The organism is Lysobacter solisilvae (genome assembly GCF_016613535.2).
In the GTDB taxonomy this organism is placed as follows: Bacteria; Pseudomonadota; Gammaproteobacteria; order Xanthomonadales; family Xanthomonadaceae; genus Agrilutibacter; species Agrilutibacter solisilvae.
Genome location: NZ_CP071518.1, coordinates 3403531 through 3425349, shown reverse-complemented (window position 1 = coordinate 3425349; position 21819 = coordinate 3403531). Strand labels below are relative to the sequence as shown.

The window sequence follows — 21819 nt, the reverse complement described above, 5'->3', positions numbered from 1 at the left end:
GCTCCAGCCGTCCAGATCCCACTGCCCGGAAACAGGAAAGCCGGCGCGAGGCCGGCTTTTTCCGTGTTCCGATTGGTCGGGGAGACAGGATTCGAACCTGCGACCTCTACGTCCCGAACGTAGCGCTCTACCAGACTGAGCTACACCCCGACAGCGGAGCCCGGCATTCTAGCGGGGCGGCCTGGCATGGGCAAGAGGATTTCGCGCGGTCCGCGAATGCGCGGGCCGCCGCCGCGCGCCCCAGTTAAACTGTGCGCTTCGCGCGCCTGCGCGGATTCCGGGCCGCCCGGAATCCCTCCCCCAGATCCGGAGCACCCGCTTGATCAAGCCACGCACCCCACCCGGGGTCATGGAGCTGCTGCCCCCTGACCAGATCGCCTTCCAGCGCATGCTGGACGTGATCCGACGCAATTACGAACGGTTTGGCTTCCTGCCGGTGGAAACCCCGGTCATGGAGTTGTCCGAGGTCCTGCTGACCAAGTCCGGTGGCGAGACCGAGCGGCAGGTCTATTTCGTCCAGTCCACCGGCGCGCTGGGCAAGGCCAGCGCCGAGGGCGGGGCAGGGGAGGGTTTGCCTGAACTGGCGCTGCGCTTCGACCTCACCGTGCCCCTGGCCCGCTATGTGGCCGAACACGAACACGAACTCGCCTTCCCATTCCGCCGTTACCAGATGCAGCGGGTGTATCGCGGCGAGAAGAACCAGGCTGGTCGCTATCGCGAGTTCTACCAGTGCGACATCGACGTGATAGGCAAGGATGCGCTGAGCGTGCGTTTCGACGCCGAGATCCCGGCGGTGATCCACGCCGTGTTCTCCGAGCTCGACATCGGCGCCTTCACCATCCAGCTCAACAACCGCAAGCTGATGCGCGGCTTCTTCGAGGCCCAGGGCGTGGCTGACGACGAGCTGCAGGCCCTGGTCCTGCGCGAGGTCGACAAACTCGACAAACGCGGCGAGGAGCACGTGCGCCAGACCCTGACCGGCGAGGGCTTCGGCCTGGCGGCCGACGCGGTCGACCGCATCATGCAGTTCGTGAAATTCCGTTCTGCCACGCACGCGCAGGCGCTGGAGGCCCTCGATGCACTGGCGCGGGACGGGGCGAACGACGCGCTCGCGCAGGGCGTCGCCGAACTTCGCGAAGTGCTGGACCTGGTGCGCGCGATGGGCGTGCCCGAGTCCGGCTACGCGCTCAACTTCTCGATCGCGCGCGGCCTGGACTACTACACCGGTACGGTCTACGAGACGACGCTGGATGCTTATCCGCAGCTGGGCTCGATCTGCTCGGGCGGTCGCTACGACAACCTGGCCAGCCAGTACACCAAGTCGAAGCTGCCCGGTGTGGGCATTTCAATCGGACTGACCCGCCTGTTCTTCCAGTTGCAGAAGGCGGGCCTCGTCCAGGCCGCCGGCAGCTCCGTCCAGGTGCTGGTGACGCAGATGGATGCCGCCCACCTGCCGCATTGCCTGGCCGTCGCTTCGGACCTGCGCCGGGCCGGGTTCAACACCGAAGCGGTGATGGAGCCCGGCAAGCTCGCCAAGCAGTTCAAGTACGCCAACCGCGCCGGCATCCGCTTCGTCGTGGTGCTGGGCGAGGATGAGATCGCAAAGGGGACGGTGACGGTGAAGGACATGCTGCGGGAAGACCAGTTCACCATCGCACGGGCCGAACTGGCGGGCGCGTTGCGGGTGGAGCTCGCCCAGGCCCAGGCGCAGAAGGACGCACGGGCATGAAGTCGATCACCCTGGATGGCCGCTCGCTGACGCGGGCGCAGCTGGTGGCCGTGGCGCACGGCGCCACGGTCGAACTCGCCGCGCACCAGTTGCCGGCGGTGCAGCGTGCGGCGGATTTCCTCGCCGAGCAGGCGCGCCGCGAGGAGCCGATCTACGGCGTGAATACCGGCTTCGGCAGCAACGCCGACAAGCTGCTGGGCGCGCACCGGCTGCGCGATCAGCTGCCCGGTGCGCAGCCGGCGCAGGACTCGCTGCCGGAGGAGCTGCAGCGCAACCTTATCGTCACCCACGCCGTGTGCGTGGGTGAACCGTTCGCGCAGGATGTCGTGCGCGCGATGCTGTGCATCCGGATCAACACCCTGATGCGCGGCCATTCGGGAATCCGCGTGGAAATCCTCCAGGCGCTGACCCGCATGCTCAACGCCGGCGTCGTACCGGTCGTGCCGCAGCTGGGCTCGGTCGGCGCCTCGGGCGATTTGGCGCCGCTGTCCCACCTGGCCATCGTCCTGCTCGGTGGAGGCGAGGCCTTCTACAAGGGCGAACGACTGCAGGGCGCGCAGGCGCTGGCACGCGCGGGACTGGCGCCGGTGACCCTTTCCTACAAGGAAGGCCTGGCGCTCAACAACGGCACCGCGCAGATGCTCGCCACCGGCGTGCTCGCCCTGGCGCAGCTGGAATCGCTCGTGGACACCGCCGACCTGGCTGCCGCCATGACGCTCGACGCGTTTGCCGGCCGGCTGGGCGCATTCGCCGAGGAAGTCCATGCCTTGCGCCCCCACCCGGGCCAGGTCCAGACCGCGGCCAACCTGCGGCAGCTGCTGCAGGGTTCCACGTTGTGCGACATCGCCTACCACCTGGTGCCGCGGTTCCGTTCGTGGCAGCCGGGCAGCTGGGAAGACGCGCAGTCGCAGGCGCTTCGGTTCGACATTGGTTGGGACTGGGTGCCTTTCAACCAGCGCCACGGCCGGGAGAAGTTCTACCAGCGCTTCCGTCCGTTCCGCGGGGGCAAGAAGCACCAGCCCCAGGACAGCTACTCGTTGCGCTGCGTCCCGCAGGTCCACGGTGCCGTGCGCGACGCCCTGGCGCAGGCTGCACGCGTCCTGGATATCGAACTCAATTCGCTGACCGACAATCCGATCGTGTTCCCGGATGCGCAGGCCGACCACGTCGAGCAGCAGGTCATCTCCGCCGGCCACTTTCACGGCATGCCGCTGGCGCTGGCGATGAGCTACGTGAAGGCTGCCATCCCGGTGCTGGCCAGCATTTCCGAAAGGCGCCTGAACAAGCTGGTCGACAGCGCCACCAACGATGGCCTGCCCGGGTTCCTGATCGGCAACGAAGACGGCACCGAGTCGGGTCACATGATCGTGCAGTACACCGCGGCGGCCATCGTCAACGATCTGGCCAGCCGCGCGATGCCCGCGTCGGTGTACTCGATCCCGACCAGCGCCAACGCCGAGGACCATGTGTCCATGGGCGCGAACGAGGCCCGCCACGTGCTGGCGATGGCTTCGGACCTGGGCAAGGTGCTGGCGCTGGAGCTGTACACCGCCGCCCAGGCGCTTGACCTGCGGCGCGACATGATCAACGCCGCGCGTGCCCTGGCGAAGCGAACCGATGCCGTCGGGCTGGCGGCGAAGATCAGCGGCGCGCCTCTGCCGGACAGCGACGAGCGCGAGGGATTCCTGGCCGAGGTCGAACGCCTGCGGGTGGAGCTGGCGGAAGCCGAGGCCTTCCATCCTGGCGAGTCCGTGGCACGTGCGCATGCGGCGATACGCCGGCGCGTGGCATTCCTGGACCGCGACCGCGCCCTCGATGGAGAGGTGGCGATCATGGTCGAGCTCGTTCGCGAGGGCGTGATCCTGGGCGCCTCGCTGGGCCTCCAGGACTAGGCGAACAGTCGAAGCGCCGCGGCGGCCCGCCGCGGCATTGGCTCAGGCCGCCAGCACCGCCGAGGTGCGGACGCAGTCGCGTCCGTCGGCCTTGGCGCGATAGAGCGCTTCGTCAGCCACCTGCAGTGCCGCCTCGACGCCGCCTCTCATCTGCGTGTCCACCGCGTGCACGCCGAAGCTGGCAGTGATCGCGATGCGCTGCCCCTGGACGAAGAAGGGTTCGTCACGCAGGTGCTGGCGCAGTTCCTCGGCGACCGTGGCAGCGGTGACCAGGTCCATGCCGGGCAGGGCGACGACGAATTCCTCGCCCCCGAAACGTGCCAGCAGGGCATTGTGCGGCCGCAGGGTCTGGCCGATCACGCGCGCCGCCCAGCGCAGGCACTCGTCACCGGCCAGATGGCCATGGCGGTCGTTGATCTGCTTGAAGTGGTCCAGGTCGATCATCAGCAGCGACAGCTGCCGGCCGCTGCGCGCCTGCGACAGCAGGCTCTCGAAACCCTCGCGGAAATAGGTGCGGTTGTGCAGTCCGGTCAGGCCGTCGCGCTGGCTGGACTCGCGCAGGCGCCCGTGCGCCTCGGCCAGTTGGCTCAGGGCATTGCTCAGTTCGGACGTGCGTTGATCGACCTTCTGTTCAAGCTGGTCGCGCGCCTCGCGCACGATTCGTTCATTCTCATTGCGCAGCGCCGCGTAGCGGTAGCCCAGGCCGATCGACAGCAGCAGCATCTCCAGCGCCGAGCCGATCTCCTTGCCGTACTCGGTGATGAACATCTTGGGCACCAGCCCGAAGGCGACCGCGGTGAACAGCGCGGTGCCCAGAAGGAAGGTGGCCCACGCCGCCAGGAAGATGATCGCCGGCTTGTAGCCGCGACGGACGATCATCGCGCCGGTGAAGGCGACCCAGGTGATGCTCAGGAACACCGATGCCGATGCGATCTGGGTGGAGATCCGGTAGGGCAGCTGCGTCGCCGCCACCGCCAGCAGCAGGTAGAAGGCGATGACGCCCAGGCTCACCCGGTCGGCCCAACGCCAGCGTTCGCGCAATCCCAGGAACGTGCGGGTGAACTGCTGCATGCCGATCTGCGCCAGGCAGATCGAAAGCGGCACGGATTTCTCCGCAAGCCAGGGCGAATTCGGCCACAGGTATTCGAAGCCCATGCCCCCCAGCGTGAACAGCACCAGGCCGAACGCGCCGATATGCAACAGGTACCAGAAGTAGCTGGCATCGCGCAGCGTCAGCCACAGCACCATGTTGTAGAAAAACAGCGCCAGCAGGATGCCGTAGTAGATCCCCATGCCCAGCTGCGCATCGCGCGCGTGTTCGGTGAAGGCCGTCGGGGTGTACAGCATCAGCGGCACCTGCATCGAGCTTTCGCTGCGCACGCGGACGAACACATCGACGGGTTGGTCGCGCGGCAGGTCGAGCCAGAAGTTTGGATGGCGGAACCGGATGCTGCGGCCCAGTTCGAAGGGCAGGGCATCCCCGCCGCGCCAGTGGAACGAACGGCCGTCGGCATGGTGAGCGTATACGTCGAGCTGGTCGCTCAGCGCGTACTCCTGCACGAGCAGCCAACGCAGCTGGTCGGTGGATCGGTTGAGGATGCGGACGTGGAACCAGAACGCGCCGTCCTGGAAGCCCAGCGCCGAATTGCCCTGCGGGAGGGGGACGAATTCTCCCTGCGCGAGCCGGTGCGCGATCGTGTCTAGCGATTGCGTGCCCGTGGTGTCCTGGTAGTAGCGCAGTTGGCTGGACAGGTCGACCCGGCTGATGCCGTCGCCCAGTTCGACCGTGGACTGGGCGTGCGCGGGCAATACCGCCAGCAGCAGGCAGGCGAGCCCGGCCATCCACCATGTTTTCCAGGTCCCCATTCCCAGTCCCGATCTCTCAAATGCCGCAGCGGAACGGCCAAATGGTGCAAGGCCGGAAGTGTACTTCACGGCTGCGGGCGGCTGGCCTTGCGGGGGGGGAATGGCCCGCGGCCCGTCGGCCGGGTTGACACCTGTTCCAGGCTCTTCAATAATGTATTAGCACGTTAATACATTGGATCAAGATGAAGCGCCGGCCCACCGACCCAGAAGAAGGCGAGGACAGCCTCGACGAGCTCGCTGCGGCGATGCTGCGACTGGGCAGCGTCGCGCAGTTGCGCGCTTTCCTGGAGGACCTGTGCACGCCGGCCGAGCTGGAGGCGATGAGCGATCGCTGGAAGGTCGTGCCCTTGCTGGAGCAGGGCGTGCCTTATCGCGAGATCCACGACCGGACGCTGGTCAGCGTGACCACCATCGGCCGCGTCGCCCGCACCGTGGAGCGCGGCGCCGGTGGCTATTCCGCCGCGCTCAAGCGCCGCGCGTCCCGCTGAGGCCCTGCCATGAGCCCTACCACCCCGGCCGCGCGCGACCGGCTTCGCATCGCCATCCAGAAATCCGGCCGGCTGGCTGAACCGGCACGTTCGCTGCTGGCTTCCTGCGGCCTGAGCTGGCGAGAGAGCCGCGACCGCCTGTTCTGCTACGGCGAAACGCTGCCTGTCGACCTGCTGCTGGTCCGCGACGACGACATCCCGGGCCTGATCGCCGAAGGTGTCTGCGATCTGGGCATCGTCGGCCGCAACGTGCTTGTCGAGCAGGACCTCGATGCCCAGGCCGCGGGCCGCGGCGCCCGACTGCGCGAATGGCGTCCACTTGGTTTCGGGGCGTGCCGGCTCGCCCTGGCCGTGCCTGAAGGTTGGGCGTGGCACGAGCCGTCCCAGCTGGCTGGCCGACGGATCGCCACCAGTTACCCGCAACTGCTCACCCGCTGGCTGGCGGACAACTGCGTTGAAGCGCGAGTGGTCGTGCTTTCGGGTTCGGTCGAGATCGCTCCGCGGCTGGGACAAGCCGATGCGGTCTGCGACCTCGTCTCCAGCGGAACGACCCTGGCGGCCAATCAGCTCAAGCCGGTGTTGACCTTGCTGGAGAGCGAAGCCGTGCTGGCCGGTCCCGCCGCGGATCTGGATGACGTGCGCGGAGAGCTGGCCCAGTTGCTGCTGCGGCGGCTGGACGGCGCCACCCGCATCCGCCACAGCAAGCTGCTGATGTTCCAGGCCACGCGTCAGCTGCTGCCGCAGTTGCTGCCCTTGCTGCCCGACGCCGACGCACCCACGGTGATGCAGGTCGATGGCGAGGATCGTCTTGCACTGCAGGCGCTGTGCCACGGTGCGCTCACCTGGCAACGGCTGGAAGACCTGCGCCGCGCTGGAGCGCGCGGACTGATGGTGTTGCCCGTCGAAGGGATGCTGGCATGAGGCAGGTCACCTGGAAGGCCCTGGGTGCGCGGGAACGCGCTGCCGTCCTGCGACGTCCCACCCAGGCCACCGCGCCGCAGGTCCGCGCCGCGGTGCAACGCATCGTGGCCCAGGTGCGGGCGGGCGGCGACGAGGCCCTGCTGGCGTTGTGCGAGCAGTTCGACGGCGTTCGCCCGCAGACGTTGCAGGTGGGCGAGGACGAATTCGCCGCCGCGTCGGCTGCCGTTCCGGCCGCTCTGCGCGAGGCCATCGACGCCGCCGCGCAGCGGATCGAAATCTTTCACGCTGCCGGCCTGGCCCAACCCTATTCGATCGCAACGGCTGATGGCGTGCGCTGCGAACGTGTGCATCGGCCCATCCGAGGCGTCGGCCTGTATGTGCCCGCGGGCTCCGCGCCGCTGCCATCCACCGCCCTCATGCTCGCCATCCCCGCGCGCCTGGCGGGTTGTCCCGACGTGGTGCTGTGCACGCCGCCCCGCCGCGATGGGACGGCCGACCCGGCGGTGCTGTTCGCCGCGCTACGTTGCGGGGTGCGCCGCGTCTTCAAGCTCGGTGGCGCGCAGGCGATCGCCGCGATGGCCTTCGGCACCGACAGCGTGCCCCGCTGCGACAAGTTGTTCGGCCCCGGCAACAGCTACGTCACCGAGGCCAAGCGCCAGGTGTCGATGAGCGACCCGTGCGCCGGCATCGACATGCCGGCCGGCCCATCGGAAGTGATGGTGATCGCAGACGCGGGCGCCAACCCCACCTTCGTGGCGGCCGACCTGCTGTCGCAGGCCGAGCACGGCGCCGACTCGCAGGTGGTGCTCATCTCCACCGATGCGTCGCTGATGGCCGCGGTGGCCACGCAGATCGAACTGCAGCTCGCGCGCCTGCCGCGGGAAGACATCGCCCGGCGCGCATTGGCTGCTTCCACGCTGATCCTGGTCGACACGCTGGACGAGGCTTTCGCAATCAGCAACGACTACGCTCCCGAGCATCTGATCCTGGCACTGCGGGAACCGCGCCACTGGTTGGAATCGGTGACCAGTGCCGGTTCGGTTTTCCTGGGCGACTGGGCCCCGGAGGCGTTGGGCGACTACTGCAGCGGCACCAACCATGTGCTGCCGACCGGCGGTGCCGCTCGCTGGTGCAGCGGCCTGAGCGTGGCGAGCTTCCAGACCGCAATCACCGTGCAGGAAGTGCGCCGGGAGGGCCTCGCCGCGATCGGTCCGTGCGCGGTGGAGCTGGCGCGCGCGGAAGGCCTGGATGCGCACCGAAGCGCCGTCGCGCTCCGCCTGGAGGCGTTGGAAGCATGAGCATCCTCTCCCTGCTGCGCGAGGACCTGCGCGACTTCGGTGGATACCGTTCCGCCCGTTCCGATGAGTGCGAAGGATCGATCTGGCTCAACGCCAACGAGTCCCCACAGCCAGGCACAGCCGAGGGCACGCAGGGGTTGCGGCGCTATCCCGATCCCCAGCCGCCTGGCCTGCGCTCGGCGCTGGCCCGCCTGTACGGATGTCGCGACGACCAGCTGCTGGCGGGCCGCGGCAGCGACGAGGCCATCGACCTGCTGCTTCGCGCGCTGTGTCCGCCGGGCGCGGGTTGCGCCGTGATCACCACGCCCACATTCGGCATGTACGCAGTCTGCGCGCGCCTGCACGGCACGCGCCTGGTCGACGTGCCGCTGGTCGACGGGCCCGGCGGGCACGCCTGCGATTTCGACACGGTTGCCGCGGTGGCCCAGCGAGAACAGGCACGGCTCGTTTTCCTGTGTTCTCCCGGCAACCCGGGTGGCAACCTGCTACCACTCCCCGCCATCGCCGCGCTCGCGCAGCGCCTTCGTGGCACCGGCGTGGTCGTGGTTGATGAGGCGTACATCGAGTTCGCCCAGTCCGACTCGGCGGTGGCTCTGCTCGATGCCCACCACAACATCGCCGTGCTTCGCACGTTGTCCAAGGCCCACGCATTGGCCGGGGCGCGGATCGGCTGCGTGGTTGCCGACGCCATGCTGATCGCCGCGCTGCGGCGTTGCCAGGCGCCATACCCGCTGCCTCAGCCCTGCGTCGAGATGGCCTTGGCTGCGCTGGAGTCATCCGCGCGCGCGGCAACGCGCGAACGCGTCGAACGGGCCGTGGAGGAACGCGACCGCCTGCAGGCCGCCTTCACGGCCCTGACTGGCATTCGCCGGGTTTACCGCTCCCGTGCGAATTTCCTGCTGGTCCGCTTCGAACAGGCGCAAGACGCTTACGAACGGCTGCTGGCTGCCGGCATCGTGGTTCGCGACATGCGCTCGGTGCCCGGCCTGGGCGACGCCCTGCGCATCAGTATCGGCACGCCGGACCAGAACGACGCCGTGCTGGCGGCGCTTGGCGCATCGGCGGGCCTGGCCCGGGTCGCGCCCCCGCAAGCCGACCCGCGCGATCGGGTGCTCGCGTGACCGCCATCGTTTTCGTCGACCGCGACGGTACCCTCATCGAGGAACCCGCCGACTTCCAGATCGACCGCCTCGACAAGCTCCGTTTCGTGCCCGACGTCATCCCCGCATTGCTGCGCCTGCGTGATGCCGGTTTCGAGTTCGTGATGGTGACGAACCAGGACGGCATGGGCACCCCGGCCTTTCCGCGCGAGGAATTCGAAGCCCCGCAGGCGCTGATGCTGCAGGTGTTCGAAAGCCAGGGCATCGTATTTCGCGAAATCCTGATCGACACCAGCCTGCCGGCCGACGCGTCGCCCACGCGCAAGCCGGCAATCGGCCTGGTGCAGCACTACCTTCGCGACCGCCGTATCGACCTCCACCGCAGCGCGATGGTCGGCGACCGCCCGACCGACATGCAGTTCGCCGAAAATCTGGGGGTGCGCGGGTTCCAGCTGTGCACGCCGCAGTTCGGTGGCACGTGGAACTGGCTGTCGATCGCCCATGAGTTGTGCGATGCGCCGCGCACGGCGACGGTCGAGCGCGCCACCCTGGAGACCCGCGTGCGGGTCTGCGTGGACTTGGACAGCGCCGCGCCGCCGAAGGTGCGGACGGGCCTGGGGTTCTTCGACCACATGCTGGAACAACTGGGAAAGCACGGCGGCTTCGCCCTGGAGCTGACCTGTGCGGGCGACCTGCACATCGACGAGCACCACACCGTCGAGGACAGCGCGCTGGCCCTGGGGCAGGCCCTGCGCAAGGCCCTGGGCGACAAGCGCGGCATCGGGCGTTACGGCTTCTCGCTGCCCATGGACGAGTCGCTCGCCAGCGCCACCGTCGATTTCTCCGGGCGCCCGTGCTTCGTGTTCGAGGGGCGGTTCCGCCGTGAGAAGGTCGGCGATCTGCCGACCGAGCTGGTGCCGCATTTCTTCCGTTCGCTGTGCGAGTCGGCCGGAATCAACCTGCACCTGAGCGTGACCGGCGCCAACGATCACCACCAGATCGAGGCTTGCTTCAAGGCACTGGGCCGCGCGCTGCGCGCGGCCATGGCCCGCGCGGACACACAGCTGCCCAGCACCAAGGGCGTCCTGCAGATGGAAGACAGCTGATGGACGTGGTGCTGATCGACGCCGGCGGCGCCAACCTCGGGTCGGTGCGTTACGCGCTGGAGCGCCTGGGTGCGCAGGTGACCTGCAGTGGCGACGCTGAGCGCATCGCGGCGGCCGACCGCGTAATCCTGCCGGGTGTCGGTGCTGCCGACGTGGGCATGTCCCGGTTGCGCGAGCTGGGCCTGGTCGAGGCGGTACGGGCCCTCGAGCAACCCCTGCTGGGGATCTGCCTGGGCATGCAGCTATTGTTCGATTCGTCGGAGGAGGGCGATGTCGCCTGCCTGGGCCGTATCGCCGGCCGGGTCCGCCGACTTGGCGCGCAGCCGGGCGTGCGCGTTCCCCACATGGGCTGGAACACGCTGCACCCATGCCGCGACGATCCATTGCTCGGCGGCATCGGTGCCGGCGAGCAGGCCTATTTCGTCCACAGCTACGCGGCGCCCGTCACGGCCGACACAGTGGCCACAAGCGCGCACGGCGAGCCGTTTGCGGCTGTGGTGCGGCATGGCCGCTGCTGGGGTGCGCAGTTCCATCCGGAGCGCTCGGCGTCAACCGGCGCCAGGCTGCTGGCGAACTTCCTCAAGGACCTGTACTGAGTGGACGCCATCACCCGGCCCGACCGCGGCCTGCACGGGACGTCATCGCAAGGATTCGCGGTGTATCCGGCCATCGATGTACGCAACGGCCGCGTCGTCCGACTGCGGCAGGGCGACTACGACTGCGAGACGCGCTACGACGAGGCGCCCCTGGAGCTCGCCCGGCGACATGCGCGGGCGGGCGCCCGCTGGCTGCACCTGGTCGACCTGGATGCGGCGCGTCAAGGCGGATACACCTTGGGTTCGTTGCTGCGTGAGATCCGCCGACAAACCTCGCTGCAGGTGCAGACAGGCGGTGGCGTTCGCAGCCAGGCCGACATCGACGCGCTGCTGCAGGCCGGAGCCGAGCGGGTGGTCATCGGTTCGCTCGCGGTTCGCGAGCCCGACCGGGTCCTGGGCTGGTTGACGCGGTATGGCGCCCATCGGATCACGGTAGCGCTCGATGCACGGCGTTGCGCGGACGGCGAATGGCGCCTGCCGACCGCGGGGTGGACGGAGCAGGGCGCGCAACTGCTCGAGGACGTGCTCGACCGGTTCGCCGACGGCGGGCTGCGGCACCTGCTGTGCACGGACATAGAGCGGGACGGCATGCTGTCGGGGCCCAATCTCGACCTGTACCGGCGCATCCGCGCGTGCGCACCGCACCTGGAGCTGCAGGCCTCCGGCGGCGTTCGCGATCTGGCCGACATCGCCGCCGCGCGCGGAGCTGGGTGCGCCGGCGCAGTGCTGGGCAAGGCTCTACTGGACGCACGCTTCGACCTCGTCGACGCACTCGCCCTTGAGGTTGCACCCGTGGGCCGCCCGTGCTGAGCCGCCGCATCATTCCCTGCCTGGACGTGCGCGAGGGTCGCGTCGTGAAGGGGGTGCGCTTCCGCGACCATATCGACGTGGGCGACGTGGTGGAACGCGCGCTGGCATACCGCGATGCGGGCGCCGACGAACTGGTCTTCTACGACATCACCGCCAGCCCAGAAGCACGTAGCGTGGATCTGGCCTGGGTCGAACGGGTGGCGCGTGTGCTCGACATCCCGTTCTGCGTGGCGGGCGGCATCCGCAGCGTCGAGGATGCCCGCGCTGTTCTGCATGCCGGCGCCGACAAGGTATCCGTCAATTCGCCCGCGCTGGAGCGGCCGGCGTTGATCTCCGAACTCGCCCGCGCGTTCGGCGTGCAGTGCGTGGTGGTGGGGATCGACAGCCTGCGCGATGCCGACGGGGAGTGGCGGGTGCGGCAGTACACCGGCGATCCCACGCGCACCCAGGCCCTGGCCTGGCGCACGCTGGATTGGGTGGAACGCGTCCAGGCGCTGGGCGCCGGGGAGATCGTGCTCAATTGCATGGGCAGCGATGGCGTGCGCGAGGGCTACGATCTGACGCAGCTGCGAGCCGTCCGCAAAGTGTGTGCGGTGCCGCTGGTGGCCTCCGGTGGAGCCGGAACGTTCGAACACTTCCTGCAGGTATTCCTGCCAGCTGCGGCCGATGGTTCCGACCGCGGGGGAGCCGACGTCGATGGCGCGCTCGCGGCCAGCGTGTTTCATTCCGGCGCGTTGAGGATCCCTGAGTTGAAAGCCTTCCTGCATGTGCGGGGCGTCCCGATGCGCGTCGCCCCGGGTCTGGCGGATCAGGCCGCAAGCTTGGAGATCGACGATGTCGCCTGACCTGCTCGCACCGTTCCAGTCCGCGCTGGCCGTTGCGGACATCGATGACCTGGCCTGGGACAAACAGGCCGGCCTGCTGCCCGCGATCGTGCAGGACGCCGGCACGTTGCGTGTCCTGATGCTCGGCTACATGGACCGCCAGGCTTTGCGGGTGACGCTCGAGCAGGGTCAGGTCACGTTCTACAGCCGCAGCCGCCAACGGCTGTGGACCAAGGGCGAGACGTCCGGCCACACACTCCAGATCGTGGACCTTCGCACCGATTGCGACAGGGACACGCTGCTGGTCCTGGCGCGACCGGTCGGACCGACCTGCCACCTGGGGCGCGTCAGTTGCTTCGACGCCGCACCCGGAAATTTCCTTGCCGAGCTTGATGCGCTGGTCGCTGCGCGAGGTCGCGACCGGCCCGCGGGCAGCTACACGACCCGGCTGTTCGATGCCGGCGTGCGCGCCATTGCGCAGAAGGTGGGCGAGGAAGGCGTGGAGACCGCGCTGGCCGCGGTCGCGCAGGACGCTGAGGCCCTCACTGGCGAGGCGGCCGACCTGCTTTATCACGTCCTGGTCCTGCTGCAGGCCCGGGGCCTGGCCCTGGACGACGTCGTTCACACGCTGCGCAGGCGCCACGCCGGTTGAGCGCTACGGTAGGCGGGGCTGCAATAATCGGCACGTCCCGCTCACCGGAGCCTGCATGCCGATGCCATCGCCGAACTCCACGCGTCCACGTCCGTTGCGAAATGCCTGCGCGTCCATCCTGATCACGGCACTCGGGTGGTGCGCCCCCGCTGCGGCGATGCCCCCGCCTTGCTACGGCGGACTGGTATACGCCGATGCCAATGGCAACGGCCAGCCCGATGCCGGAGAGGCGCCCTTGCCGGGCATGCGCGTCTCCGATGGGGTCGAGATCGTGATCACCGACGCACAGGGCCGGTACGTGCTGTCGAACCCGGAAGGCCGCAGCACCTTCGTGATCAAGCCTGCGGGATACGACGTGCCGCGCCGCACCGACGGCACCCCGGACCATTGGCACAACGTGCAGCTGCAGCCGGGGCCGGCGCTCAGGTACGGCGGGATTCCCGAACGATTTCCCGCGTGCCACGACTTCGGCCTGGTGCCGCGGCCGGCGCGCGAGGCACTGCGTGTATGGGTGTTCACCGACCCGCAGCCCAAGTCGCGCGTGGACGTGGACTACTACGACCGCGACATCGTCCAGGGACGTCGTCGACCGCCAGGCCCGTGATGGACGCGCGGACCTGGGGCTGAGCCTGGGTGACATCGTCAACGACGACCTGTCGCTCTATCCGGCGCTCACCGCCGCCACCGTGCGCACGCAGGTCCCATGGCTCCACGTCGCGGGCAACCACGACCTGGATTTCGACGCGGCCCGGGACGCGGACTCGCTGCGCACTTTCCGTCACCACTTCGGCCCGGATACCTTCGCGTGGGAAGAGGAACAGGCGAGCTTTGTCCTGCTGGACGACGTGGTCTATCAGCCGGGCAGCACCCCCGCGTACATCGGCGGGCTGCGCGATGACCAGTTCGCCTTCCTCCAGGCCTATCTGCCGACCGTGCCGCGCGACCGGCTGCTGGTGATCGGCGTCCACATCCCGTTCTTCGACGCGGCGCCCGGACGCGAGACCTTCCGCCATGCCGACCGCGATCGCCTGTTCGCACTGCTGCGCGATTTTCCGCATGTGCTGCTGCTCAGCGGCCACAGCCACGCGCAGCGCCATGTGTTCCACGGTCCTGACAGCGGCTGGCACGGTGCGACGCCCCTGCATGAGTACAACGTCGGCGCAGCCTGCGGTGCCTTCTGGTCCGGTGTGGCCGACGCCGCCGGCATCCCCGATACGACGATGAGCGATGGCACACCCAACGGCTATGCGCGCCTGCAGGTTGGCGGGGCCGGACAGTACACGCTGGACTGGTTCGTGGCCCGGGCGGCGGACGATGAGGGGATGGCGCTGCACGCCCCCCGCGTGCTGCGCCGCGGCGCATGGCCGGGCCAAGCCGTGTACGCGAACGTCTACATGGCCCGGGACGATGCTCAGGTCGAGTACCGCATCGACGAGGGCGCGTGGAAGGCGATGTCGCGCGCCGTGCAGGCGGACCCGCGGGTAACGGCCCAGAACATGTTGGATGATGCCGCGCCGAAGCTGCGCGCGTTCGATCGCGCGCCTGAGGCGACCGCGTCACAGCATCTATGGCGCGCGACGCTGCCGACCGACCTGGCTGCGGGTGAACACCGGGTGGACGTGCGCGCCTCCGGAATCAACGCGCGGCGGCCGGCGGAGCACGCGTCCTGGACGTACCGGCTCGATTCAGTGCCCTGAAGTCCCAGGCGGGGCGGATGTCGCACGTCTCCCGCTGAACGCGCAACGCGAGGCGTCAGTGCAGGCCCGGCCGGGCGGGGCCGTCAAATGTGCTCGCGTCGGTGGCGGATCGCACCGGCCTGGTGCAATCAGGCCGGATCGTCAGGCGACGTCCAGGTCCGCGAAGGACTCGACGCGACTGTGCCCGTTGGCGGCGGCAGTGTTGCGCGGACGCGGATAGTCCTGGCGCCGGTCGACCAGCACGGTCTGCAGGCCGGCCTCGCGCGCTGCGTCGAGTTCCTCCACCACGTCGGAGAGGAACAGGATGTTCTCCGGAGGCTGGCCGATCGCGCCGGCGATATGCCGGTAACTCGCCGCCTCGCGCTTGCCGCCCACCTCGGTATCGAACCAGCCCGAGAACAGCGGAATCAGGTCGCCCGCGTCGCTGTGGCCGAAGAACAACCGCTGGGCCGGCACGCTGCCGGAGGAATACACGTACAGCGGCAATCCGGCGTCCTTCCAGGCGCGCAGTGCAGGGGCGGCGTCGGGATAGATGTGCGCGGTGAAGTCTGCGTTGCGGTAACCGTCCGCCCAGATCATGCCCTGCAGCGCCTTCAGGGCCGTGTGCTTGCGGTCCTCGTCGATCCAGCCCTGCAGGACCTCCACGACCATGCGGTCGTCGCACATCCCGCCGTTTTCCGCGGCCACCACGTCAAGCCAGCGCCGAACTTCCGGCTCGTTGGCATGGGCGGCCACGAAGCCCGGGAGCGCGCGGCGCGCGTAGGGAAACAACTCGTCCTTGACGAAGGAAATGCTGCTGGTCGTGCCCTCGATGTCGGTCAGGATGGCGGTGATCGGCGCGGGCGTGGTGGCCATGTGGGAAGTATTTCCTGCGATCAGCCGGCGGCGCCGGGTTCGTAACGTGGGAACATCTGCGCAATGTCGGTGCCGGTGAAGTAGCCCACCCAGCCATCGGGTTCGGTGAAGAAGCGGATGGCGACGAAGCTGGGTTCCGGGCCCATGTCGAACCAGTGGAGCGTGCTGTCGGGCACCGACACCAGGTCGCCCTGTTCGCACTTGAGTTCGTACACCTTGCCCTCGACGTGCAGCGTGAACAGGCCCGAGCCGGCGACGAAGAAACGCACCTCGTCTTCCTTGTGGTAGTGCTCGTCCAGGAACTTGGCGCGCATCGTCTCGCGCTCCGGATGGTCCGGCGCGATGCTGACCACGTCCACGGTCTTGAAGCCGCGCGCCTGGCTGATCCGGTCGATGTCGGCGCGGTAGGCCTCCATGATGTGCTCGGGCGTGTCGCCCGGCACGATCGGCTTGCTCGCGGTCCATTGCTCGAAGCCCACACCGATCCGCTCGAGTTCCTGCGCCATGCGCGAGTGCTCGCTCGTGCTGAGCAGCACGTCGCTGGGGTTGTCTTCGGAGAAAATTCTGAGGCGGCTCATGACGGGACTTCCATTGGCGACGCGGGGGCAGCGGATCAGAGGCGGATCACGCGCCCATTGGGTACGGAGCGGCGCAGCTACGCTGCCCGCTCAGTTCTGGGGCAGCTTGGCGTGCGGAATCAGCTTGCGCAGTTCCAGCTCGCAGGCGAGCAGGAACTCGAAGGCCTCCAGGTGGCGGCGTGCCTGCGCCATGTCCGCGCCCCAGGCGTACAGGCCGTGACCGTCGATCAGGTAACCCCACATCGGCTGGCGGTCGAGCAGGGCGTCGACCTGCGCGGCGAGTGTCCGCATGTCCTGGGTATTGGCAAAGACCGGCACGTCGAGCTCGACATCGTGCGTCGTGGTGCCGACGAAGGCCTTCAGTAGTTCGTAACCTTCCAGATGCACGTGGCCCATGCCGGCAAACAGGCGCGAGGCCACGGTCTGCACCAGGGAGTGCGTGTGCAACACGCAGCCGATATCGGGGTACCGCTTGTACAACTGGGTGTGGAGCAGGGTTTCGGCGGAGGACTTCTGGTCGGTGCCCACCGGCGCGCCCTCCAGGTCGACCACCATGATGTCGCCTTCGGTCAGCTTGCCCTTGTCGCGGCCGGAGACGGTGATGGCCACGTGCCCGGCGTCGATCCGGGTCGAGAAATTGCTGCTGGTGGCCGGCGTCCAGCCGCGCTCGGCCAGCTCGCGGGTGTTGACGATGATCTCGCCGGCGCAGTGGGCCAGGCGGTTGGGGTCGTAGGGGGGCGCGCTCATGGCGGCAGTTTAGCCAAACGGGGCCGTGGTGGAGAGTGAAGCGGGGCGGTTGGACACCCAAACGCAGAACGGCGCGGTTGCCCGCGCCGTTCCGGTTCCAGCGTTTGGCCAGGTCAGGCGCCGGGGGCGTCTTCCTTGTAGGCCGGCAGGTCGTGCGGGGCGTTGCTCGTCACGCCCTTGTGCAGCATCGAGTTATGCATGCCGTAGAGGAAGTACAGGATGATGGCCGCGATTGCATACCAGCCGAAGAAGATCAGCACGCGCGTCTCGACGGTGAAGATCAGGGCGAAGCAGGCCACGATGCCCAGCGCCGGAAGCACCGGGTACATCGGTACGCGGAAGCCACGCGGCAGGTCCGGGTGGGTGCGGCGAAGCCAGATGACCGCCAGGCAGACGATGCCGAACGCGGCCAGGGTGCCGACCGAGGTCATGTCGCCGAGGGTGTTGATATCGAAGAACGCGCCGGCGCTCGCGGTGATCAGGCCGACCAGCAGCGTGTTGACCCAAGGGGTCTTGAACTTCGGATGGATCGTGGCGAACACCTTCGGCAGCAGGCCGTCGCGGGCCATCGTGTAGAAGATGCGGGTCTGGCCGTACATCAGCACCAGGATGACCGAGGTCAGGCCGACAATCGCGCCGATCTTGATCGTCTTGGCGAACCAGCCCCACTGCGGACCGAGCGCGTCCACGGCCACTGCGACCGGGTCGGGCACGTTCAGCGACTTGTAGTTGACGATCAGGGTCATCACGATCGAGACCAGGATGTACAGGATCGTGCAGACCAGCAGCGAGCCAATGATGCCGAAGGGCAGGTCGCGCTTGGGGTTCTTTGCTTCCTGGCCGGCAGTCGACACGGCCTCGAAGCCGATGTAGGCGAAGAACACGATCGAAGCCGCGCGCAGGATGCCGCTCCAGCCGAACTCGCCCTTCTCGCCGGTCGGTTCCGGGATGAACGGCTTCCAGTTGGCGGAAAGGGTGTCGAAGTGCTGGATGCAGTACCAGCCGACGATCAGGATGAAGGCGATGATCACGGCCATCTTGATGGCCACGATCACGTTGTTGACCTTCGCGCTTTCCGACACACCGATCACCAGCAGAGCGGTGAGCGCCATGCAGATCAGGAACGCCGGAAGATTGAAGATCGTGGTGACCGGGTTGCCGGCCGCGTCGAGAACGGCCTTGCCGTCTCGCATCAGGGCGTGGCCGGCCGGTCCGGTCAGTTCGAGGGGAACCTGGATGCCCCAGTCGCCAAGCAGGCTCACGACGTAGCCGGACCAACCTACCGCGACGACGGAGGCGGCGAGGCCGTATTCGAGCAGCAGCAGCGCGCCCATGATCCAGGCGGCGAACTCGCCGATGGTGGTGTAGCTGTAGGTGTAGGCCGAGCCGGACACCGGCAGCGACGAGGACAATTCCGCGTAGCACAGGCCGGCGAGGGCACACACGACGCCGGCGATCAGGAACGACAGCAGGACGGCGGGGCCTGCATGCAGCGCGGCCGCGTTGCCGGTCCGCACGAAGATGCCCGCGCCGATGATGCAGCCGATGCCGAGAAAGACGAGGTTCCAGGGACCCAGCGTCCGCTTGAGTTGGCTGGTTTCGGTTTCATGCTGCACCTGTGCCACGCTCTTGCGTGCCAACATGCGTGCGACCAGCCCTCGATTTGCGGTACTTGCCATGCATCCTCGCTCTGTGTTGTGCCTGCCCCGGCCGGGCGCCGGAAACGGCGGTCCCGCGTCGAGCCTGCGTTAAGATCTCGTGACCTTAGCTGGCCGGCCGGCGGCATACAAGTCGCCCAGGCGCGTGGATCGCCGGCGAGGGATCCCAAGCCACCCTCAGTGCCAGTGCGGGACAGCACGATCGCCGGAATGCCAACTTCTTCATCCTCCCCCGAAGACTCGAACTCCATGATTGGTGCATTGCAGCAGTACGCCGCCGTCTGGCAGGACGAGCGTTCCGTGGCCGATCAGTTTCTTGCTTTGCTTGGAGACCCGGGCGATCCCTTCGTCCGTGAGCGGGTGGCCGGGCATTTGACCGCCTCGTCGTGGCTGGTAGACGCTTCGGGTAAGCGCGTCCTGCTCACCCACCACCGCAAGCTTGACCGCTGGCTGCAACTGGGAGGCCATGCCGACGGTGACCGTGACCTGGCGCGCGTCGCGCTGCGTGAGGCGGAGGAGGAATCGGGCCTGCAGGGCCTGTGCGTGGAGGACCGCGTCTTCGACCTAGACCGGCACTGGATCCCCGAGCGCGGCGACGTGGCCGGCCACTGGCACTACGACGTGCGCTATGTCGTGCACGCCGGTGACGATGAACGGTTCGTGGTCAGTGAGGAGTCGCACGACCTGGCGTGGCGCGACATCGACGCGATTGCTGAAGACGACGCGGCGGACCCATCGCTGCGGCGGATGGCGCGCAAATGGCTACAGCGTCGCGCGGCGGAGCCATCGGACGTCTGATCGCTTTGCAAGGTGCGGCGGCCGCCGCGCGCATGGTCGTTCGGGCCGCTCGACTATGGTCCGGCTTCGATATTCCGCTCGTAGGTCGCGAGCACGCGCATCGCGTCCGCATTGTCCCGGTGCAGTTCCAGCAGTGCCTCGAGCCGACGGTCCGTCCCCGCGCACAGACGGCGTACGGCGTCGACAAGCTGCTGTCGGCGCTCGCGATCGTCGGCGGTATTTCCCTCGGGCGAGGGCTCGCCGCGGAAGTGGTCACAGCCGTCGCGGTCGTCCACGAATGCGCGCACGTCGGCGGGAAGTGCGCACCACGTCGGCCGCACGACCGGCCCGACAGGCGGGTCGCAGGCTGCAGCCACGGGCGAGGCGGCCGGGGGCGGGGCCGAAGACACCGTGGCCGGCGAACTCGCACAACCCGACGCAAGCAACGCCAGCACGGCCGCCAGGATCGCCCCGCGCCACCTGCGCGGAGTCGGCACGCGCGTGCGGGCGCCGTGCCGGGCAGCGACCGCGTGCACGCTTCGCATCGTCGTCAGTCCGCGCGGCCGGCGAACTCGCCGGTGGCCGTGTTGACCAGCACCTTCTCGCCGTTGCCGATGTACTCGGGGACCATGATCTCGATGCCGGTCGACAGCTTCGCCGGCTTCGGGCGCTTGGTCGCCGTGCCGCCCTTGAGTTCCGGCGGAGTTTCGACCACTTCGATCGCGACGTTCTGCGGCAGCTGCACGGCCACCGGCTGGTCATCGATGATCTGCACGTAGCAGCCGGTGAGATCGTCGACGATGTAGCCGGCCATGTCGCCCACCACGGCGGCGTCGAGCGTGTAGGGCGTGTAGTCCTCGTCGTCGAGGAACACGAAGGCCTCGCCGTCCTTGTACGAGAACGTGGCCTGGCGGCGGCTGAGCTCGACTTCCTTGAGCTCGTCTTCCGCGCCCATGCTCAGGTCCAGCTTCGTACCGCCGGGCACGCTGTACATGGTGAAACGGAACTTGACGTTGCCACCGCGGCCCTGCGGCGAGCTGCGCTCGATGTCGCGGATCTGGTAGACGCCGTTGTTGTGTTCGACGACGTTACCCTTCTTGATGTCGTAGGCTTTCATGATTGTTCGAGGGCAGGAAGAAATATTGGTGCGGGAATGGGAAGGGTGGTGGTGGGCGGGCCGGGGATGATCGCTCCAGGCAGGAAGGAATCGCGGATTGCCCCGCGAACTGTTCCCGCCTTGATTCCGGTCCGTGCCGGCGGCGTTACTTCGGCGCCAGCCGCGTCGCCCCGTCCAGGCGGATCGTTTCGCCGTTGAGGTACGTGTTGCCCAGGATATAGGCGACCAGATCGGCGAACTCCTCGGGCTTGCCCAGGCGTGACGGGAACGGGATCGAAGCGGCCAGCGACTGCTGCACCGACTCGGGCATGCCGTCGACCATCGGCGTCCAGAAGATTCCCGGGGCCACAGTCATCACGCGGATGCCGAAGCGCGAAAGTTCGCGCGCCATCGGCAAGGTCATGCCGACCACGCCACCTTTGGAAGCCGAATACGCGGCCTGGCCGATCTGGCCTTCGTAGGCAGCCACCGAAGCGGTGTTCACGATCACGCCACGCTCGCCATCGGCGCCGGCCTCATTGCCCTGCATCAGCTGGGCGGCCGCCTTGGCGATATTGAAGCTGCCCACCAGGTTCACCATCACCGTCGTCTGGAACTGCGACAACGCCATCGGGCCTTCCTTGCCCAGCACGCGGCCAGCGCCAAGGATGCCCGCGCAGTTGATCGCGGCATTCAGCCCGCCCAGGAACGCCTTGGCGGCGTCCATGCTGGCCACAACCCCCGCCTCGTTGGTGACATCGGTGCGGATGTAGCGGGCATTGGCCTCGCCCAGCGCCGCGACGGCGGCCGCGCCCTTGTCGTCATTGACATCGAACAGGGCGACTTTGCCACCGTGGGCGACCAGGTGCTGGGCCACGGCCAGGCCGAGGCCGGAAACGCCGCCGGTGATCACGGCGCGGACGGTGTTGAGCTGCATGGGGGAAGTCCTGCGGAATGAAAGGCGGGAGTTTAACCGCCCGACCCAGTCGAGGGCTGGGGGCCATGATGCCGGGCTTCCAGGGCGGTGAAGGTTCCAGGCGGGGAAGTCTGGGGGAGCTCCGACCGCAGGGAGGCCGCCGCAATCGCGAGCCTGGAGCCCCTCAAGCGTCCCGGGCCAAACCGATCCTCC

20 protein-coding genes, 1 tRNA gene and 1 pseudogene are annotated in these 21819 nt (G+C 68.2%); 13 read left to right on the top strand and 9 right to left on the bottom strand.

Going from position 1 to position 21819, the window contains the following annotated elements; translation table 11 throughout:
* Window positions 1–73: 73 nt before the first annotated feature.
* Window positions 74–150, bottom strand: a tRNA-Pro gene (locus tag I8J32_RS15065).
* Between the two features lie 169 nt (window positions 151–319).
* On the opposite strand from I8J32_RS15065, the gene hisS reads away from it, so the two are divergent.
* Window positions 320–1729 carry a histidine--tRNA ligase gene (gene hisS / locus I8J32_RS15060; RefSeq protein ID WP_200615937.1) on the top strand — a complete coding sequence of 470 codons (1410 nt, stop codon included), beginning with the start codon at window positions 320–322 and terminating at the stop codon, window positions 1727–1729.
* Window positions 1726–3621 carry an HAL/PAL/TAL family ammonia-lyase gene (locus tag I8J32_RS15055; RefSeq protein WP_200615935.1) on the top strand — a complete coding sequence of 632 codons (1896 nt, stop codon included), beginning with the start codon at window positions 1726–1728 and terminating at the stop codon, window positions 3619–3621. Before hisS ends, I8J32_RS15055 begins: the two co-directional genes overlap by 4 nt.
* Window positions 3622–3663: 42 nt before the next feature.
* Here I8J32_RS15055 and I8J32_RS15050 read toward each other — a convergent pair whose 3' ends face one another.
* Window positions 3664–5463: a sensor domain-containing diguanylate cyclase gene (locus I8J32_RS15050; protein ID WP_207526654.1), complete on the bottom strand. Its 1800-nt coding sequence runs from the start codon at window positions 5461–5463 to the stop codon at window positions 3664–3666.
* A 206-nt stretch (window positions 5464–5669) separates the two neighbouring features.
* Between I8J32_RS15050 and I8J32_RS15045 the strand changes: the two genes are divergently transcribed.
* From I8J32_RS15045 to I8J32_RS15000, 10 genes and pseudogenes are all read left to right on the top strand, one after another.
* On the top strand, window positions 5670–5975 hold the full coding sequence (locus I8J32_RS15045; RefSeq protein ID WP_207526653.1) for a YerC/YecD family TrpR-related protein: 306 nt from the start codon (window positions 5670–5672) through the stop codon (window positions 5973–5975).
* A gap of 9 nt (window positions 5976–5984) precedes the next feature.
* Window positions 5985–6896 (top strand): ATP phosphoribosyltransferase, encoded by a 912-nt coding sequence (gene hisG / locus I8J32_RS15040; protein ID WP_200615931.1) that lies wholly within the window; start codon window positions 5985–5987, stop codon window positions 6894–6896.
* Window positions 6893–8194, top strand: coding sequence for a histidinol dehydrogenase (hisD, locus tag I8J32_RS15035; RefSeq protein ID WP_200615929.1), 1302 nt, complete (start codon window positions 6893–6895; stop codon window positions 8192–8194). Before hisG ends, hisD begins: the two co-directional genes overlap by 4 nt.
* A complete protein-coding gene (gene hisC / locus I8J32_RS15030) occupies window positions 8191–9315 on the top strand; it encodes a histidinol-phosphate transaminase (RefSeq protein WP_200615927.1) in 1125 nt (374 codons plus the stop codon). Before hisD ends, hisC begins: the two co-directional genes overlap by 4 nt.
* Complete coding sequence (gene hisB, locus I8J32_RS15025; RefSeq protein WP_200615926.1) at window positions 9312–10400, top strand: bifunctional histidinol-phosphatase/imidazoleglycerol-phosphate dehydratase HisB; 1089 nt, start codon at window positions 9312–9314, stop codon at window positions 10398–10400. Before hisC ends, hisB begins: the two co-directional genes overlap by 4 nt.
* The gene (gene hisH / locus I8J32_RS15020; protein ID WP_200616039.1) at window positions 10397–10996 is read left to right on the top strand and encodes an imidazole glycerol phosphate synthase subunit HisH; all 600 of its coding nucleotides are present in this window, start codon (window positions 10397–10399) and stop codon (window positions 10994–10996) included. The genes hisB and hisH overlap by 4 nt, the downstream gene beginning before the upstream one ends.
* Window positions 10997–11026: 30 nt before the next feature.
* Window positions 11027–11806 carry a 1-(5-phosphoribosyl)-5-[(5-phosphoribosylamino)methylideneamino]imidazole-4-carboxamide isomerase gene (gene hisA / locus I8J32_RS15015; RefSeq protein WP_200616038.1) on the top strand — a complete coding sequence of 260 codons (780 nt, stop codon included), beginning with the start codon at window positions 11027–11029 and terminating at the stop codon, window positions 11804–11806.
* Window positions 11800–12651, top strand: coding sequence for an imidazole glycerol phosphate synthase subunit HisF (gene hisF / locus I8J32_RS15010; protein WP_200615924.1), 852 nt, complete (start codon window positions 11800–11802; stop codon window positions 12649–12651). The genes hisA and hisF overlap by 7 nt, the downstream gene beginning before the upstream one ends.
* Complete coding sequence (gene hisIE, locus I8J32_RS15005) at window positions 12641–13282, top strand: bifunctional phosphoribosyl-AMP cyclohydrolase/phosphoribosyl-ATP diphosphatase HisIE (RefSeq protein ID WP_200615923.1); 642 nt, start codon at window positions 12641–12643, stop codon at window positions 13280–13282. Before hisF ends, hisIE begins: the two co-directional genes overlap by 11 nt.
* A gap of 61 nt (window positions 13283–13343) precedes the next feature.
* Window positions 13344–14979: pseudogene (locus tag I8J32_RS15000) on the top strand (calcineurin-like phosphoesterase C-terminal domain-containing protein).
* A gap of 141 nt (window positions 14980–15120) precedes the next feature.
* Here I8J32_RS15000 and mtnC read toward each other — a convergent pair.
* The 4 genes from mtnC to I8J32_RS14980 form a co-directional block, all read right to left on the bottom strand.
* Complete coding sequence (gene mtnC / locus I8J32_RS14995) at window positions 15121–15834, bottom strand: acireductone synthase (protein WP_200615920.1); 714 nt, start codon at window positions 15832–15834, stop codon at window positions 15121–15123.
* A 20-nt stretch (window positions 15835–15854) separates the two neighbouring features.
* Complete coding sequence (locus tag I8J32_RS14990; RefSeq protein WP_200615919.1) at window positions 15855–16412, bottom strand: 1,2-dihydroxy-3-keto-5-methylthiopentene dioxygenase; 558 nt, start codon at window positions 16410–16412, stop codon at window positions 15855–15857.
* A gap of 90 nt (window positions 16413–16502) precedes the next feature.
* The gene (locus tag I8J32_RS14985; RefSeq protein ID WP_200615917.1) at window positions 16503–17159 is read right to left on the bottom strand and encodes a methylthioribulose 1-phosphate dehydratase; all 657 of its coding nucleotides are present in this window, start codon (window positions 17157–17159) and stop codon (window positions 16503–16505) included.
* Between the two features lie 113 nt (window positions 17160–17272).
* On the bottom strand, window positions 17273–18802 hold the full coding sequence (locus tag I8J32_RS14980) for an amino acid permease (RefSeq protein WP_200615916.1): 1530 nt from the start codon (window positions 18800–18802) through the stop codon (window positions 17273–17275).
* A gap of 264 nt (window positions 18803–19066) precedes the next feature.
* Between I8J32_RS14980 and I8J32_RS14975 the strand changes: the two genes are divergently transcribed.
* The gene (locus tag I8J32_RS14975) at window positions 19067–19615 is read left to right on the top strand and encodes an NUDIX hydrolase (RefSeq protein WP_200615914.1); all 549 of its coding nucleotides are present in this window, start codon (window positions 19067–19069) and stop codon (window positions 19613–19615) included.
* A 53-nt stretch (window positions 19616–19668) separates the two neighbouring features.
* On the opposite strand, the gene I8J32_RS14970 is transcribed toward I8J32_RS14975, so the two are convergent.
* The 3 genes from I8J32_RS14970 to I8J32_RS14960 all read right to left on the bottom strand — a co-directional run bounded on the left by I8J32_RS14970 (window position 19669) and on the right by I8J32_RS14960 (window position 21627).
* Window positions 19669–19890 (bottom strand): hypothetical protein, encoded by a 222-nt coding sequence (locus tag I8J32_RS14970; RefSeq protein WP_207526652.1) that lies wholly within the window; start codon window positions 19888–19890, stop codon window positions 19669–19671.
* Between the two features lie 254 nt (window positions 19891–20144).
* Entirely contained in the window at window positions 20145–20711 is a 567-nt protein-coding gene (gene yeiP / locus I8J32_RS14965; RefSeq protein ID WP_200615911.1) for an elongation factor P-like protein YeiP, read from the bottom strand.
* Window positions 20712–20856: 145 nt separating this feature from the next.
* The gene (locus I8J32_RS14960) at window positions 20857–21627 is read right to left on the bottom strand and encodes an SDR family NAD(P)-dependent oxidoreductase (protein ID WP_200615909.1); all 771 of its coding nucleotides are present in this window, start codon (window positions 21625–21627) and stop codon (window positions 20857–20859) included.
* Between the last annotated feature and the right edge of the window lie 192 nt (window positions 21628–21819).

Excerpts from the sequence above, each read along its gene's own strand:
- I8J32_RS14960 (WP_200615909.1), bottom strand. The coding sequence starts at position 21,627 with ATGCAGCTCAACACCGTCCGCGCCGTGATCACCGGCGGCGTTTCCGGC.
- I8J32_RS14975 (WP_200615914.1), top strand. The coding sequence starts at position 19,067 with ATGATTGGTGCATTGCAGCAGTACGCCGCCGTCTGGCAGGACGAGCGT.
- I8J32_RS14980 (WP_200615916.1), bottom strand. The coding sequence starts at position 18,802 with ATGTTGGCACGCAAGAGCGTGGCACAGGTGCAGCATGAAACCGAAACC.
- hisG (WP_200615931.1), top strand. The coding sequence starts at position 5,985 with ATGAGCCCTACCACCCCGGCCGCGCGCGACCGGCTTCGCATCGCCATC.
- hisC (WP_200615927.1), top strand. The coding sequence starts at position 8,191 with ATGAGCATCCTCTCCCTGCTGCGCGAGGACCTGCGCGACTTCGGTGGA.
- hisD (WP_200615929.1), top strand. The coding sequence starts at position 6,893 with ATGAGGCAGGTCACCTGGAAGGCCCTGGGTGCGCGGGAACGCGCTGCC.
- I8J32_RS15050 (WP_207526654.1), bottom strand. The coding sequence starts at position 5,463 with ATGGCCGGGCTCGCCTGCCTGCTGCTGGCGGTATTGCCCGCGCACGCC.
- mtnC (WP_200615920.1), bottom strand. The coding sequence starts at position 15,834 with ATGGCCACCACGCCCGCGCCGATCACCGCCATCCTGACCGACATCGAG.
- I8J32_RS14990 (WP_200615919.1), bottom strand. The coding sequence starts at position 16,412 with ATGAGCCGCCTCAGAATTTTCTCCGAAGACAACCCCAGCGACGTGCTG.
- yeiP (WP_200615911.1), bottom strand. The coding sequence starts at position 20,711 with ATGAAAGCCTACGACATCAAGAAGGGTAACGTCGTCGAACACAACAAC.
- I8J32_RS14985 (WP_200615917.1), bottom strand. The coding sequence starts at position 17,159 with ATGAGCGCGCCCCCCTACGACCCCAACCGCCTGGCCCACTGCGCCGGC.
- hisIE (WP_200615923.1), top strand. The coding sequence starts at position 12,641 with ATGTCGCCTGACCTGCTCGCACCGTTCCAGTCCGCGCTGGCCGTTGCG.
- I8J32_RS15055 (WP_200615935.1), top strand. The coding sequence starts at position 1,726 with ATGAAGTCGATCACCCTGGATGGCCGCTCGCTGACGCGGGCGCAGCTG.
- I8J32_RS15045 (WP_207526653.1), top strand. The coding sequence starts at position 5,670 with ATGAAGCGCCGGCCCACCGACCCAGAAGAAGGCGAGGACAGCCTCGAC.